The organism is Sphaerisporangium sp. NPDC088356, assembly GCF_040685555.1.
Lineage (GTDB): Bacteria > Actinomycetota > Actinomycetes > Streptosporangiales > Streptosporangiaceae > Sphaerisporangium.
Genome location: NZ_JBFBIK010000036.1, coordinates 35,207 through 48,497 on the forward strand (window position 1 = coordinate 35,207; position 13,291 = coordinate 48,497).

14 protein-coding genes are annotated in these 13,291 nt (G+C 71.5%); 9 read left to right on the top strand and 5 right to left on the bottom strand.

The genetic code is table 11. The features are described 5' to 3' along the window. Positions 1-59: 59 nt before the first annotated feature. The 6 genes from AB0O34_RS16075 to iolD are packed head-to-tail and all read left to right on the top strand — an operon-like array spanning position 60 to position 6,566. Positions 60-1,043 carry a Gfo/Idh/MocA family oxidoreductase gene (locus tag AB0O34_RS16075; protein WP_363916156.1) on the top strand — a complete coding sequence of 328 codons (984 nt, stop codon included), beginning with the start codon at positions 60-62 and terminating at the stop codon, positions 1,041-1,043. Further along, on the top strand, positions 1,040-2,008 hold the full coding sequence (locus tag AB0O34_RS16080; RefSeq protein ID WP_363916157.1) for a TIM barrel protein: 969 nt from the start codon (positions 1,040-1,042) through the stop codon (positions 2,006-2,008). The genes AB0O34_RS16075 and AB0O34_RS16080 overlap by 4 nt, the downstream gene beginning before the upstream one ends. Continuing rightward, positions 2,005-2,949 carry a 5-dehydro-2-deoxygluconokinase gene (gene iolC / locus AB0O34_RS16085; RefSeq protein ID WP_363916158.1) on the top strand — a complete coding sequence of 315 codons (945 nt, stop codon included), beginning with the start codon at positions 2,005-2,007 and terminating at the stop codon, positions 2,947-2,949. The genes AB0O34_RS16080 and iolC overlap by 4 nt, the downstream gene beginning before the upstream one ends. Then, the gene (locus AB0O34_RS16090; RefSeq protein WP_363916159.1) at positions 2,942-3,823 is read left to right on the top strand and encodes a deoxyribose-phosphate aldolase; all 882 of its coding nucleotides are present in this window, start codon (positions 2,942-2,944) and stop codon (positions 3,821-3,823) included. The genes iolC and AB0O34_RS16090 overlap by 8 nt, the downstream gene beginning before the upstream one ends. Continuing rightward, positions 3,823-4,728, top strand: a complete 906-nt coding sequence (iolB, locus tag AB0O34_RS16095) for a 5-deoxy-glucuronate isomerase (protein ID WP_363916160.1) — start codon at positions 3,823-3,825, stop codon at positions 4,726-4,728. The genes AB0O34_RS16090 and iolB overlap by 1 nt, the downstream gene beginning before the upstream one ends. Beyond that, positions 4,725-6,566, top strand: a complete 1,842-nt coding sequence (iolD, locus tag AB0O34_RS16100) for a 3D-(3,5/4)-trihydroxycyclohexane-1,2-dione acylhydrolase (decyclizing) (protein ID WP_363916161.1) — start codon at positions 4,725-4,727, stop codon at positions 6,564-6,566. The genes iolB and iolD overlap by 4 nt, the downstream gene beginning before the upstream one ends. On the opposite strand, the gene AB0O34_RS16105 is transcribed toward iolD, so the two are convergent. Together AB0O34_RS16105 and AB0O34_RS16110 are read right to left on the bottom strand one after the other, a co-directional pair. Continuing rightward, entirely contained in the window at positions 6,557-7,825 is a 1,269-nt protein-coding gene (locus AB0O34_RS16105; protein WP_363916162.1) for an MFS transporter, read from the bottom strand. The genes iolD and AB0O34_RS16105 overlap by 10 nt on opposite strands. Positions 7,826-7,949: 124 nt before the next feature. Further along, on the bottom strand, positions 7,950-8,351 hold the full coding sequence (locus AB0O34_RS16110) for a hypothetical protein (protein WP_363916163.1): 402 nt from the start codon (positions 8,349-8,351) through the stop codon (positions 7,950-7,952). A 189-nt stretch (positions 8,352-8,540) separates the two neighbouring features. On the opposite strand from AB0O34_RS16110, the gene AB0O34_RS16115 reads away from it, so the two are divergent. Then, positions 8,541-9,236, top strand: a complete 696-nt coding sequence (locus tag AB0O34_RS16115) for a DUF1707 domain-containing protein (protein ID WP_363916164.1) — start codon at positions 8,541-8,543, stop codon at positions 9,234-9,236. A 150-nt stretch (positions 9,237-9,386) separates the two neighbouring features. Here the strand turns inward: AB0O34_RS16115 and glpX are convergent, their stop codons facing one another. Next, on the bottom strand, positions 9,387-10,421 hold the full coding sequence (glpX, locus tag AB0O34_RS16120; protein WP_363916165.1) for a class II fructose-bisphosphatase: 1,035 nt from the start codon (positions 10,419-10,421) through the stop codon (positions 9,387-9,389). A 145-nt stretch (positions 10,422-10,566) separates the two neighbouring features. Between glpX and AB0O34_RS16125 the strand changes: the two genes are divergently transcribed. Both AB0O34_RS16125 and AB0O34_RS16130 read left to right on the top strand, forming a co-directional pair. Further along, complete coding sequence (locus AB0O34_RS16125; protein WP_363916166.1) at positions 10,567-11,163, top strand: TetR/AcrR family transcriptional regulator; 597 nt, start codon at positions 10,567-10,569, stop codon at positions 11,161-11,163. Positions 11,164-11,208: 45 nt separating this feature from the next. Further along, positions 11,209-11,781 (top strand): DUF4245 domain-containing protein, encoded by a 573-nt coding sequence (locus AB0O34_RS16130; protein WP_363916167.1) that lies wholly within the window; start codon positions 11,209-11,211, stop codon positions 11,779-11,781. 31 nt (positions 11,782-11,812) lie between these two features. Here the strand turns inward: AB0O34_RS16130 and AB0O34_RS16135 are convergent, their stop codons facing one another. After that, positions 11,813-12,052: an exodeoxyribonuclease VII small subunit gene (locus AB0O34_RS16135; protein WP_363916168.1), complete on the bottom strand. Its 240-nt coding sequence runs from the start codon at positions 12,050-12,052 to the stop codon at positions 11,813-11,815. A 26-nt stretch (positions 12,053-12,078) separates the two neighbouring features. After that, positions 12,079-13,290, bottom strand: a complete 1,212-nt coding sequence (gene xseA, locus AB0O34_RS16140; protein ID WP_363916169.1) for an exodeoxyribonuclease VII large subunit — start codon at positions 13,288-13,290, stop codon at positions 12,079-12,081. Between the last annotated feature and the right edge of the window lies 1 nt (position 13,291).

Here is a 13,291-nt window from a genome sequence, read left to right on the forward strand (position 1 = left end):
ATTCTGATACCTAGAACTGTGGACGGGTCGTGATGAGCTGATCGAGCCGCGGAGGCAGTATGCGTGTGGGTCTGTTGGGTCTTGGCCGCATCGGGGGGTTCCACGCGACGACGCTCGCCGCCCATCCCCAAGTGGATGAGCTGATCGTCTCGGACGCGGACGAGGTGCGGGCGAAGGAGGTGGCAGGCCGGGTCGGCGCGCTGGTCGGAGACGCGTTCCAGGCCGACGCCGTGGTCGTGGCCACTCCCACCTCGACCCACGCGGAGCTGATCCTGCGGGCCTGCGACGCCGGGATCCCGGTGTTCTGCGAGAAACCCGTCGCGCCGGGCATCGAGGAGACCGCGCGCGTCGTCGAGGCCGCCGACCGCAGTGGCACTCTCGTCCACATCGGCTTCCAGCGGCGCTTCGACGCCGGGTACGCCGCCGCGCGCCGGGCACTCCGGAGCGGTCAGGTGGGCGACCTGCACCGGGTCCACATGCTGACCGCCGACCCCCGCCCCCCGGCCGCCGCCTACATCCCCCTCTCCGGGGGCATCTTCCGCGACTGCCACATCCACGACTTCGACATCCTCCGCTGGGTGACCGGCCGCGAGGTCGAGTCGGTGTACGCCACCGGGGCCAACCGGGGGGCCGCGTTCTTCGCGGAGGCGGGCGACGTGGACACCAGCGCCGCGCTGCTGACCCTCGACGACGGGACTCTGGTGACGATGCAGGGGTCGCGTTACAACGGCGCGGGGTACGACGTGCGGATGGAGCTCGCAGGGACACGTGACACGGTGGTCGTGGGGCTCGACGACCGCGTGCCTCTCACCTCGGCCGAGCCCGCCGTGAAGTTCCCCGGTGGCGAGGCCTGGCCCGACTTCGGCACCCGCTTCGAGGCGGCCTACGTCACCGAGATCGGGGCCTTCCTCGACAGCGTGCGCGACGGCGGGCCGAGCCCCTGCACCGTCCATGACGCCCTCGCCGCCCTGCGCGTCGCCGAGGCCGCCGAGCTGTCCCGCGGCACCGGACGCCCCGTGAGGGTCGAGGAGGTGACCGTATGAGCGCCCCGGCCGGCTCCGGCTCAGGCGCCGTGACCGGCCCGGTGAGGATCGCCGCCGCACCGATCTCGTGGGGGGTGTGCGAGGTGCCCGGCTGGGGCCACCAGCTCGATCGCGACCGCGTCCTCGGCGAGATGCGCGCACTCGGCCTCACCGCGACCGAGCTCGGCCCCGACGGCTTCCTGCCACCCTCTCCTGAACACCGCCGTACGCTCCTGGAGTCGTACGGCCTGAGCGGCATCGGGGGTTTCGTCCCCGTGGTGCTGCACGATCCCGCGTACGACCCGGTGCCGGAGGCGCAGGCGACGCTGCGGGCGTTCGCCGACGGTGACGTGGGGACGGTCGTGCTCGCGGCCGCGACCGGCGCGGACGGCTACGACGAGAGGCCCGTGCTCGACGCCGAGGGATGGAAGACGCTCCTGGCCAATCTCGGGCGCGTGCTGGAGGCGGCGGAGCGGTTCGAGCGGGCCGTCACGCTGCACCCGCACGTCGGCACCATGATCGAAACGCGTGACGAGGTCGGCCGGGTGCTCGACGGCTCCGAGATGCCGCTCTGCCTGGACACCGGCCACCTTCTGATCGGGGGCACCGACCCGCTCGACCTGGTGTCCAGGGCAGCAGCCAGAGTCGCACACGTACACCTCAAAGACGTGGACGCCACGCTCGCCGAGCAGGTCCGCGCGGGCAGGCTCACCTACACCGACGCGGTGCGCGCCGGGATCTACCGACCCCTCGGCCGGGGCGACGTGGACGTGGCGGGCATCGTCACCCGGCTGGGCGAGGCCGGTTACCAGGGCTGGTACGTCATGGAGCAGGACGTCGTCCTCGACGGGGAGCCACCGGAAGGCCAGGGGCCCGAGGCCTCGGTCCGCGAGAGCCTGGCGTACCTGTCCGCTCTCTCGCACCCCGCACCGGAAGCGCGGCCGGGATCCGGTCTGCCCGGGCGCGGCCCGGAAGGCGACGCATGACCGAGGTGCTCACGATCGGTAGGGTGGGTGTCGACATCTACCCACTCCAGGTCGGCGTCTCGCTGCGCGAGGTGGAGACCTTCGGCAAGTACCTCGGCGGCAGCCCCACCAACGTGGCGGTCGCCGCGGCCAGGCTTGGCCGCGGGTCCGCCGTGATCACCCGCACCGGTGCCGATCCGTTCGGCGAGTTCGTCCACGACGCGCTGCGCTCGTACGGCGTGGACGACCGCCATGTCACCGAGGTGCGGGGGCTGCCGACACCCGTGACCTTCTGCGAGATCCGCCCGCCGGAGGACTTCCCGCTGTACTTCTACCGCTATCCCAAGGCCCCGGACCTGGAGATCCACCCTGAGGAGCTCGACCTCGCCGCGATCAGGGACGCGCGCCTGTTCTGGGCGACGGTCACCGGGCTGTCCGAGGACCCGTCCAGGAGCGCCCACTTCGCCGCCTGGGAGGCCAGGGGCCGCGCGCCGCTGACCGTCCTCGACCTCGACTACCGCCCCATGTTCTGGGCGTCGCCGCAAGCGGCACGAGAATGGGTACGCAAGGCTCTGCCGCATGTCACCGTGGCGGTGGGAAACCTCGACGAGTGCGAGGTGGCCACAGGCACGCGCGAGCCGTACGAGGCCGCCAGGGCGCTGCTCGACCAGGGCGTCGAGCTGGCGGTCGTGAAGCAGGGATCCGGAGGCGTTCTGGGCATGACGGCCGATGAGACCGTGGAGGTGCCACCGGTGCCGGTAGAGGTGGTGAACGGGCTCGGCGCGGGCGACGCGTTCGGCGGCGCCCTGTGCGACGGCCTGCTGGCCGGCCGGAGCCTTGAGGAGACCCTGCGCTTCGCCAACGCGGCGGGGGCGATCGTCGCCGGACGGCTCGCCTGCGCGCCGGCCATGCCCACGGTCAAAGAGGTCGAGGCCGTGCTCTCGGGGGAAGCCCATGCGTGACGAGGACCGCAGGAGGCTGGCCGAGTACCGCGCCAGGTATCCCGAGAAGATCGCCCAGGCCGCGGCCGAGCGCCGGCGCAGGCCGCTGCTGGGCGACCGCGACCAGCTCCTGATGATCGCGGCCGATCACCCGGCCAGGGGCGCGCTCGGCGTGCGCGGGCGGCCGATGGCCATGGCCAGCCGCATCGACCTGCTCGACCGGGTGTGCGTGGCGCTCGCACGGCCCGGGGTCGACGGCCTGCTCGCCACCCCCGACATCGTGGAGGACCTGCTGCTGCTCGGCGCGCTCCACGGCAAGGTGGTGGTCGGCTCGATGAACCGGGGCGGCATCCACGGCACGGCGTTCGAGTTCGACGACCGTTTCACGGCCTACGACACCGAGTCGATCGTCCGGATGCGGCTCGACGGGGGCAAGATGCTCTGCCGCATCGGCCTGCGGTCGGCCGAGACGGCGGACACGCTGGAGTCCTGCTCGCGTGCCGTGACCAGCCTGGCCAGGCAGGGCCTGGTCTCCATGGTCGAGCCGTTCTGGTCCCACCGGGACGAGGGCGTCGTCCACCACGACCTGTCCCCGGAAGGCGTGATCCGCGCCATGCACGTCGCCCAGGGGCTCGGCGCGACCTCGGCGTACACCTGGCTGAAGATCCCGGTCATCGACGAGATGGAGCGGGTCATGGAGGCGACCACCCTTCCCACCCTGCTGCTCGGCGGCGACCCGACCGTGCACCCCGACCAGGTGTACTCCTCGTGGAGCAAAGCGCTGCGGCTTCCCGGCGTGCGGGGTCTCATGGTCGGGCGCGCGCTGCTCTACCCTCCCGACGACGATGTGGCCGCGGCCGTGGACACCGCCGCCGCGCTGCTGGAGGTGTCTTGATGTCGTACATCCCCGCCGGCTCCACCGCCGAGGCACCCTGGGCGCTGCGGATCTCGCCCGAGACCGCCGGCTGGACCTATGCCGGGCTCCGGGCGCTCAACCTCTCGGGCGAGACGGTCGAGTTCGGCACCGGGGGCGAGGAGATGCTGGTCGTCCCGCTGTCCGGGTCCTGCGCCGTCGAGTGCGACGGGGTACGCCTCGACCTGCACGGCCGCGAGTCGGTCTTCGGCGGCGTGACGGACTTCGCCTACCTGCCCATCGGGTCGAGCGTCCGGCTGAGCGGGCAGGGCCGCTTCGCCCTGCCGTCCGCCGTCGCGACGCGGCGGCTCCCGGTGCGGTACGGGCCGGCCGAGGACGTCCCCGTGGAGGTACGCGGAGCCGGGCAGGCCAGCCGCCAGGTCAACAACTTCTGCGCCCCGGACGCCTTCGAGTGCGACAAGCTCGTCGCCGTCGAGGTGCTGACGCCGGAGGGCAACTGGTCGTCCTATCCTCCGCACAAGCACGACACGCCGGCCGACGGGGAGGCCGTGCTGGAGGAGATCTACTACTTCGAGGGCGGTCCCGGGTACCAGCGGGTGTACGGCTCGCCGGGCAGGCCCATCGAGGTGCTGGCGGAGGTGAGCTGCGGCGACGTGGTGCTGGTGCCGCACGGGTACCACGGGCCCTCGATGGCGGCTCCCGGATACGACCTGTACTACCTGAACGTGCTCGCCGGGCCCGCGGAGAAGCGTTCCATGGCCTTCTGCGACGACCCCCGGCACGCCTGGATCCGCTCCACCTGGCAAGGCCAGGCCGTGGACCCCCGCGTCCCCATGACCCGCGAGCCGGGCTCCGGGGGGCGCGAGCCGTCTCCCGCGTACGACCGGTCGTCCGCCGCGAACGGCGAGCTGGAGGCGATGGCATGACGACGATCCGGCTCACCGTGGCCCAGGCGCTGGTGCGGTTCCTCGGCGAGCAGTGGAGCGAGCGCGACGGGGTCGAGCAGCGGCTCATCGAGGGCTGCTTCGGCATCTTCGGCCACGGGAACGTCGCCGGCATCGGCCAGGCGCTCGCGGAGCGCGGAGCCGGCCTCGGTGATCCGCTGCCGTACTACCTGGCGAGGAACGAGCAGGCCATGGTCCACACGGCCGTGGGCTTCGCCAGGACGCGCAACCGCCTCTCGACGTTCGCCTGCACGACGTCGATCGGCCCTGGCGCCACCAACATGGTGACGGGGGCGGCGCTCGCGACGATCAACAGGATCCCGGTGCTCCTTCTGCCCGGCGACATCTTCGCCACCCGTGCCGCCGGGGCCGTCCTGCAGGAGCTTGAGGACCCACGCTCGTACGACGTCAGCGTCAACGACTGCCTGCGGCCGGTGTCGCGTTTCTTCGACCGGATCAACCGGCCAGAGCAGCTCCCCTCGGCCCTGATGGCGGCCATGCGGGTGCTCACCGACCCCGCCGAGACGGGCGCGGTGACGCTCGCGCTGCCCCAGGACGTGCAGGCCGAGGCGTACGACTGGCCCGCCGAGCTGTTCGCCCGCAGGGTGTGGCATGTGGCGAGGCCCATCCCCGACTCCGCCGCCGTGGAACGGGCCCTGGAGGCGATCAAGTACTCCCGGCGCCCGCTGATCGTCGCGGGCGGCGGCGTGATCTACAGCGAGGCGTGGGAGGAGCTCACCGCCTTCGCCGAGGCCCACGGCGTGCCCGTCGGGGAGACGCAGGCGGGCAAGGGCGTCCTGCCGTACGACCACCCGTGCGCGCTCGGCGCGATCGGGCACACAGGCACGGCCGCCGCCAACGCGATCGCCCGCGAGGCCGACCTGGTCATCGGGGTCGGCACCCGCTACACCGACTTCACGACCGCCTCGCGCACGCTCTTCGGCGACCCCCGCTTCGTGAACCTCAACGTCACGGCCTTCGACGCGGCCAAGCACGCCGGGATCATGCTGGTGGGCGACGCCCGCGAAGGGCTCGCGCTGCTCGACCTGGACGGCTGGAAGGCCGACCCGTCCTGGACCGCACGGGCCACCCAGCTGAGCCATGCCTGGCACGACAAGGTCTCGGCGCTGTACACCGGGGACGCGCTGACGCAGCCTGTGGTGCTGGGCGTGCTGAACGAGGTCGCCGGATCGAACGGCGTGGTGGTCAACGCCGCCGGATCGATGCCAGGTGACCTGCACAAACTGTGGCGAGCCTCGGACCCGAAGGCGTACCACGTCGAGTACGGCTACTCCTGCATGGGATACGAGATCGCGGGCGGCCTCGGCGTGAAGCTGGCGGCGCCCGATCGCGAGGTGTTCGTGCTGGTCGGCGACGGGTCGTACCTCATGATGGCCCAGGAGATCGCCACCGCCGTGCAGGAGGGTGTCAAGCTGATCGTCGTGATCGTGGACAACCACGGCTTCGCGTCGATCGGCGGGCTGTCGGAGTCCGTGGGCGCGCGGCGGCTCGGCACGGCCTACCGCGGGCGCTCGCCGGGCGGCGGGCTGGACGGCCCGTTCCTGCCGGTCGACCTCGCCGCCAACGCTGCGAGCCTCGGAGCCGACGTCCTGCGCGCAGAAGACCCCGAGTCCTTGCGCGTCGCCCTCACCAAGGCCCGGGAGTCCACCACCACGACGGTCGTCTACCTGGAAACCGTCCCTGGCCCGTCGCCCGAGACCACCGCCTGGTGGGACGTCCCCATCGCGGAGGTCTCCGCCACCCCCGAAATTCACCGAACCTACGAACACCACAAACAAGCCCAACGCCCCTACCTGTGACCTCCACCGTTCGCGGGCGGGGTCAGGCCTCGCTGAGCTGGGGGGGCGTTGAGGTTCGTCTTGGGCTGGAAGCCTCGGGCCAGCAGGATGATGGCCGCCGCGAGGACGAGGGGGGCCGCGAACGCCACCTGGTAGTCCGCCGCGTCGGCGATGCCGCCGACCAGGGCCGCTCCCACGATGAAGCCCACGTAGTTGAACATGTTGACGCGCGCGATCGCCACGCCCGTACCGGCAGGGTCGAGCCGCCCGGCCGCCGAGAACGACTGGGGGGCGACGACCGACAGGCCGATCCCGGTCAGGCCGAAGGCGACGATGGCGAGAGGCTCGTTGGGCGCGGCGACGATCCCGGCGAAACCGAGTGCGGCGAGCGCCCCGCCGACGCGGACGATCGCGGCGGGGCCGTACTTGCGGACGGCGAGGTCACCACCCACCCTGACGACGAAGGTCGTCGCCTGATAGGCCCCGAGCGCCAGCGGGATGACCGCCGCCGACGCCTGCATGATCTTGTCCATGTAGACGGACCCGAAGTTGGAGATCGACGCGTCGCCGACGTAGAGGAAGGCCATCGCGAGGCACAGCGGCAGGATCGGCCGCCACGGGAAACGACCTCCAGCCGGTACGGCCTCACCAGATACGGCCGTGCCTGGTGCGGCCGCCGCTGGGAGGGTCTGGCCCGGGGTGGGCTGTACGTGTTCTTCCTCGGGGGCGCACAGGGCCGGGCCGGCGAAGACGGCGATGGCGACGCCGGCGACCATGGCGACGGCGAAGGTGGCGGGGAGGTTCAGCCCCATGCCTCCGGCGACCGAGGCCCAGACCGCGCCGATGACGGCCGCCGCGCTCCACAGGGCGTGGAACCCGGTGAGGATCGCCCTGCCGTACCTCCGCTCGACCGTCACCGCCTGCATGTTCATGCCCGCGTCCACCGAGCCGAGGCACAGCCCGAACAGCACGTTCGCGGCGACCAGCTCGGGCACGTTGGCCGCGAGTCCCGCGAGCACGACCGCGAGACCGGCCAGGGGCTGGGCGACCCGGAGCACCACCCGGCTGCCGTACCGCTTGGCGATCTCGCCCGCGAGAACGCTGCCGGCACCCGCGATCACCGGGACGACCAGGAGCAGGATGGAAAGCTCGCCGTCGCTGAGCCCGTGCTTGTTCTGCAGGGCCGCCACCTGGGTGAGCAGGGTGGCGAACGTCAGCCCCTGGACGAAGAAGACGGCGAAGGTGGCGAGGCGCGCGCGCCGGTCACGTGGGGTAGGCACCGCGGCCTCCGGGAATTTTGAAACATGAGGCTAATTCAGGTTTCGCCAGAGTACGATCGCGCCCCACGCCGGTCAATGGCCCCGCGAAACCAAGCATGCCGCTCGCCGGCGGAAGAGGCAGGGCTTAAGGCCACACTTTCTCGCTGCTCGGGACGTCGGGGGAGGGCGACAGGCGTACCGCTCGGGTGTCCTGCACGGTGAAGGTGTCCACCACGTGCCGGTTGTGGACCAGGAAGCCGATGACCCCGGCGACGGCCTGCCCGCCCCCCGCGGCGTTCGCGTGGCCGGTCAGAAGGTATATGTGCGGAGCGGACAGCTTGTCCAGCAGGAACCGGCGGCCGTGGCGGTGGACGTCCTGAAGGGCCTTGACCGGGATCGGCTGGTCGGAGGTGAACCACACGGCGACGTCCCAGACGGGCAGGTCAGGGTCCGGATCGGCCGACTCCTCGTAGCAGCTGACGCAGCCGTGGCGGGCATCCTGCCCGTGGGGGCACGCCCAGAAGGCGGCATCGTCCCGGTAGCTCAAGCGGTCGGCTCCTTCTCGCACAGCTCGGCGATCATCGCGGCGGCCTCCGGTGAGCAGGGCAGCCGTAACGGCCGAGTCTGATAATTCTGACGGATCTTCTGTCCTGATGTGCTTCGTACCTGGTGGTATTCCGCCAAGTAGTGGTGGTAGGGGTGCGTCACGGGTCGCTTCGCGAGTTAATGTCGAGGCGTGGAAGCCCGACGCGGACCGCGTTATGACCGCTGGAACGACCGCTGGAGCCGGCAGGGGGCGCCGGCCTTGCGGCAGTTCGTGGCGGGCATGCTCAACGGCGTGGCGGCCGACCGCGAGGGGCCGGCTCCCCACGAGCTGAGGGCTTCCGACTCCGATCGTGAGCACGTGGTCGCCGTGCTGGCCGAGGCCGTGGCGGACGGCAGGCTCACCCATGCGGAGCACGAGGAGCGTGTCGAGGCCGTCTACGCCGCCCGCACCTTCGGCGAGCTGGCCTCCCTCACCTCCGACCTGCTGCCCGAGCACCTCCAGCCGCTGCGCGCCGACGGGCGGCCGGTCATGGCCCTGTTCCGCTCAGAGCATCGCGAGGGCCGCTGGGTGGTGCCCTCGAGCTACTCGGTCACGGCCGTCGGCACCGGCGTCACGCTCGACCTGCGCGACGCGCTGCTCCAGAGCAACCACATCACCGTGCAGGCCACCGTGGTCGGCGCGACGCTCACGCTGATCGTCCCTGAGGGCGTACGCGTGGACATCCCGGCGTCGGCGGTGCTCGGAGGGAAGAAGAACCGGGTACCGGCCTTCGCCCCTCCGGACGCGCCCGTCATCGAGATCACCGGCGTGATCATGATGGGCAACGTGGTGGCGAAGGCCCCGAAGCCCCCGAAACGGGGCTGGCCCCGGCGCCGCAAGCCCTGACCGAGACCCGTCCGCAGAGCGCGATCGTCCCGTCACGGGACCGTCCGCGTCCAGCACCGGCCGCATCACAGGACCGCCCGGTGAGAGGGCGGTCCGGGTCACAGAGCCGTCTGTGTCGCAGGGCCCATCCGTTCCCCACGGCCGGTGGTGTCAGGTGGCGGTGTCGAAGTTGATCGCGCTGTAGGCCCGGAGCTTCCACAGCTGGTGCTCGCTCTCCACCTTGCGCACGGTGCCGGAACGGCCGCGCATGACCAGGGAGTGGGTGACCGCCGCCCCGCTGCGGTAGCGGACGCCGCCCATGAGCTCCCCGTCGGTGATCCCCGAGGCGGCGAAGAACACGTCGTCGGAGGTCACCAGGTCGTCGGTGGTGAGCACGCGGTCGAGGTCGTGCCCCGCGTCCAGGGCGCGGCGGCGCTCGTCGTCGTCACGCGGCCACAGCTTGCCCTGGATCACGCCTCCGAGACACTTGAGGGCGCAGGCCGCGATGATGCCCTCAGGAGTGCCGCCGACGCCGAGCATGAGGTCGATGCCGGTGTCCGGGCGAGCCGCCATGATCGCGCCGGCCACGTCGCCGTCGGTGATGAACTTGATGCGCGCCCCCGTCTCACGGATCTCCTTGACGAGCCGCTCGTGGCGGGGGCGGTCGAGGACGACCACCATGACGTCGGACGGCGAGCATCCCTTGGCCCGGGCCACGGCGGAGATGTTGGCCGCCACGGGCGCGTTGATGTCGACGGCGTCCGCCGCCTCCGGGCCGGTCGCCAGCTTGTCCATGTAGAAGACGGCCGAGGGGTCGTACATCGAGCCGCGCGGGCTCACGGCGATCACGGAGATGGCGTTGGGCATGCCGAGCGCGGTCAGGCGGGTGCCGTCGATCGGGTCCACGGCCACGTCGCACTCGGGACCGCTGCCGTCACCGACGCGCTCGCCGTTGTAGAGCATGGGGGCGTTGTCCTTCTCGCCCTCGCCGATCACCACGACACCGTCCATCGAGACCGTGTTGATCAGCTGGCGCATGGCGTTGACCGCCGAGCCGTCGGCGCCGTTCTTGTCGCCCCGGCCCACCCAGCGCGCCGCGGCCATCGACGCCGCCTCGGTGACGCGGACCAACTCCAGGGCGAGGTTGCGATCGGGCGCGCGCTCTTCTGTGGCCAGCGCGGGCGGTACGGACGTCTGCTCCGACATAGTTTACAAGCCCCTCTAAATCGTACGATCGGCGATCGGGACGCCCTGTACTGGACCTACCAGGTTCCCCGCTTTCTAATCCAGCCGACTCCAACGATCGTAGTTGTCTCACTTCTTCGGCCGACGGAGGGATACTGTCACCTGCATGAGCAGCGACACCGAACGACCGGTGACCGTGCGCACCTCAGAACGCGGCGCCGCCACGCGGGGTGCCCTCTTGGACGCCGCCAGGGAGACATTCGTCACACGCGGCTTCGCCGAGGCCGGGGTCACCGACGTCGTCTCCCGCGCGGGGGCCAGCGTCGGCAGCCTTTATCACCATTTCTCCGGCAAGGCCGACCTCTACCTCACGCTCTTCGACGAGTTCCAGACCCGTCAGACGCAGCGCACCAAGCAGGCCGTCCAGGCGGTGCGCGCCGAGGGCGAGTCCGACCCGATGCGCCTGTTCATCGCCGGTGCCCGCGCCTACCTCGAAGGATGCTTCGACGAGCGCGAGCTGGCCGCGCTGTTCCTGCGCGGAGACGGTCCCCCCGGCTTCGAGGTGATCATGCGCGACCGCATGCGCCAGTGGGCGCGGCGCAACGCCGCCCTGTTCGAGGACGACAGGGGAGCGCTCGTCGTGGTCGTGACGGGAGCGCTGGCCGCCGCCGTGTCCGAGGTGGCGCTGTCGGATGACGTGACCGCCTCCAGGAGGCTCGCCGAGGACGTTCTCACGATCATCGCGCGGATCCGGCGCCCGTAGGCGCGCGTCCCCGGCCGCCCTGCCTGGCCGGTATTCTCGCTGGTTGTGCGTCGATTCACAGAGGGCTTCTTCGGATACGCGTTCGCCGTGCTCTTCTGCCTGGCGATCGTCGGAGTCTTCCTGCTGATCGCGCCGCAGAGCCGCGAGGAGCACATCCCCAGGGTCGACTACTCGATCACCCTCGCCAACCTGCGCCGCGTCGCGCCGTACGAGGTGCGGGTGCCCGACCCCGTCCCCGCGAACTGGGTGCCCAACAGCTCCACCGCCGAGGAGAAGCCCTACGTCACCTGGCGGCTGGGATTCGCGACGGCCAAGCGCTCACACGCCATGCTCGCCCAGAGCGGCCAGCCAGGCCAGGACTTCGCCAACCGGCTCGCCAACAGCGACAAGGTCACGGGAACCCGGCAGATCAACGGGCAGACCTGGCAGGAGCGCTTCCGCCCGGACAAGAACCAGCGCTCGCTGGTCAGCTTCCAGCCCGGCGTCACGATCGTCGTCACCGGCCTCGCCGACTGGGACGAGCTGGCGCGGCTCGCGGGCTCCCTGAAGGCCCAGCCCAGGGGAAGCTCCACGGTCGAGCCCACCCAGCCGTCGACGGCGAGCCCCATCCCGTCGTGAACTCCGGGCGGGGACGGGCCCCGCACGGCCGCTAGAAGGGCGCGTTCTCCGGCTCGGCGCCCGGCTCCTCGCGGCGGGCCATCGCCGCCGCCAGCCTGACGCGGGCTCCCTGGAGCCACTCCTCGCAGATGGAGGCGAGCTTCTCGCCACGCTCCCAGAGCTCGATCGACTGCTCCAGGGTGAGGCCGCCCGTCTCCAGCCGCCGGACCACCTCGGTCAGCTCCTCGCGGGCCTGCTCGTACGACGGGGTCTCCGCTTTCTCCTCAGCCACGCCACCCACCCTATTGGCAGCCACGCTCAGGTCGAGGGCTTCGCCACCGTGACGTCGACGCGGTCGTCGGAGAAGCGCACGCTCAGCTCCTCGCCGGCGGTGACGCTCGACGCGAGCCGTACGACCTCGCCGGAGGGCAGCTGCACGATGGCGTACCCGCGTTCGAGGGTGGCCGCCGGCGACAGCGTGACCAGGCGGGCGCGCACGTGCTCCAGGGAGTCCTCCGCGCGGTCCAGCGACGAGGTCAGGCAGCGGCGGGCCCTGTCGCGAAGGCTCTCGGCCTGCTCCGCCCGCCGCTCGATCTCGCGGACGGGGTCCGCCAGAGAGGGCCGGGAGCGTACCGCCGCCACCCAGGACGCCTCGCGGTCGAGCCGGCCGACCACCACGCGCCGTCCTCGGTCGCGCAGCTGGCGGACCAGGGCGAGCTGCTCGCCGACGTCGGGGACGACCTTCTTGGCCGCGTCCGTCGGCGTCGAGGCGCGGACGTCGGCGACCAGGTCGAGCAGCGGGTTGTCCTGCTCATGGCCGATGGCGCTGACCACCGGGGTACGGCAGGCCGAGACGGCGCGCACCAGCGACTCGTCGGAGAACGGCAGCAGATCCTCCAGGGAGCCGCCGCCCCTGGCGATGACGATCACGTCGACCTCGCGGTCGGTGTCGAGCCTGTGGAGGGCGTCGGTGACCTCGCCCACGGCGTACGGCCCCTGGACGGCCACGGTCTCGACCTTGAAGCGCACGGCGGGCCAGCGACGGCGGGCGTTCTCAAGGACGTCGCGCTCGGCGGCCGAGTCGCGCCCGCAGATCAGGCCGATCGTGCCCGGCAGGAACGGCAGCCGGCGCTTGCGATCGGCGTTGGCCAGCCCCTCGGCGACGATGATCTGGCGGAGCCGCTCCAGCCTGGCCAGCAGCTCGCCGATGCCCACCGGACGGATCTCCAGGGCGGTGAAGGCGAAGGAGCCCCTGTTCACCCAGAAGTCCGGCTTGACCAGCACGACCACGCGTGCGCCGTCCACGGGCCGGGGCACCGTCGCCTCGTACACGTTGCGCGGGCAGGTGACGCGGGCGGACACGTTGGCGACCGGATCGCGCAGCGTCAGGAACACCGTGCCGCCACGAGAGGACAGGTCGGTGATCTGCCCCTCGGCCCAGACGGTGCCGAGCTTCCCGATCCACTGCGCCACCATCTGCAACACCGAGCGGATGGGCAGTGGCTGCTCCGGTGAGGTCTTGGCCGTCATG

What these genes read in the sequence shown, in the direction of transcription:
- AB0O34_RS16075 (WP_363916156.1), top strand. Translation starts at nt 60, where the DNA reads ATGCGTGTGGGTCTGTTGGGTCTTGGCCGCATCGGGGGGTTCCACGCG.
- AB0O34_RS16080 (WP_363916157.1), top strand. Translation starts at nt 1,040, where the DNA reads ATGAGCGCCCCGGCCGGCTCCGGCTCAGGCGCCGTGACCGGCCCGGTG.
- iolC (WP_363916158.1), top strand. Translation starts at nt 2,005, where the DNA reads ATGACCGAGGTGCTCACGATCGGTAGGGTGGGTGTCGACATCTACCCA.
- AB0O34_RS16090 (WP_363916159.1), top strand. Translation starts at nt 2,942, where the DNA reads ATGCGTGACGAGGACCGCAGGAGGCTGGCCGAGTACCGCGCCAGGTAT.
- iolB (WP_363916160.1), top strand. Translation starts at nt 3,823, where the DNA reads ATGTCGTACATCCCCGCCGGCTCCACCGCCGAGGCACCCTGGGCGCTG.
- iolD (WP_363916161.1), top strand. Translation starts at nt 4,725, where the DNA reads ATGACGACGATCCGGCTCACCGTGGCCCAGGCGCTGGTGCGGTTCCTC.
- glpX (WP_363916165.1), bottom strand. Translation starts at nt 10,421, where the DNA reads ATGTCGGAGCAGACGTCCGTACCGCCCGCGCTGGCCACAGAAGAGCGC.
- AB0O34_RS16125 (WP_363916166.1), top strand. Translation starts at nt 10,567, where the DNA reads ATGAGCAGCGACACCGAACGACCGGTGACCGTGCGCACCTCAGAACGC.
- xseA (WP_363916169.1), bottom strand. Translation starts at nt 13,290, where the DNA reads ATGACGGCCAAGACCTCACCGGAGCAGCCACTGCCCATCCGCTCGGTG.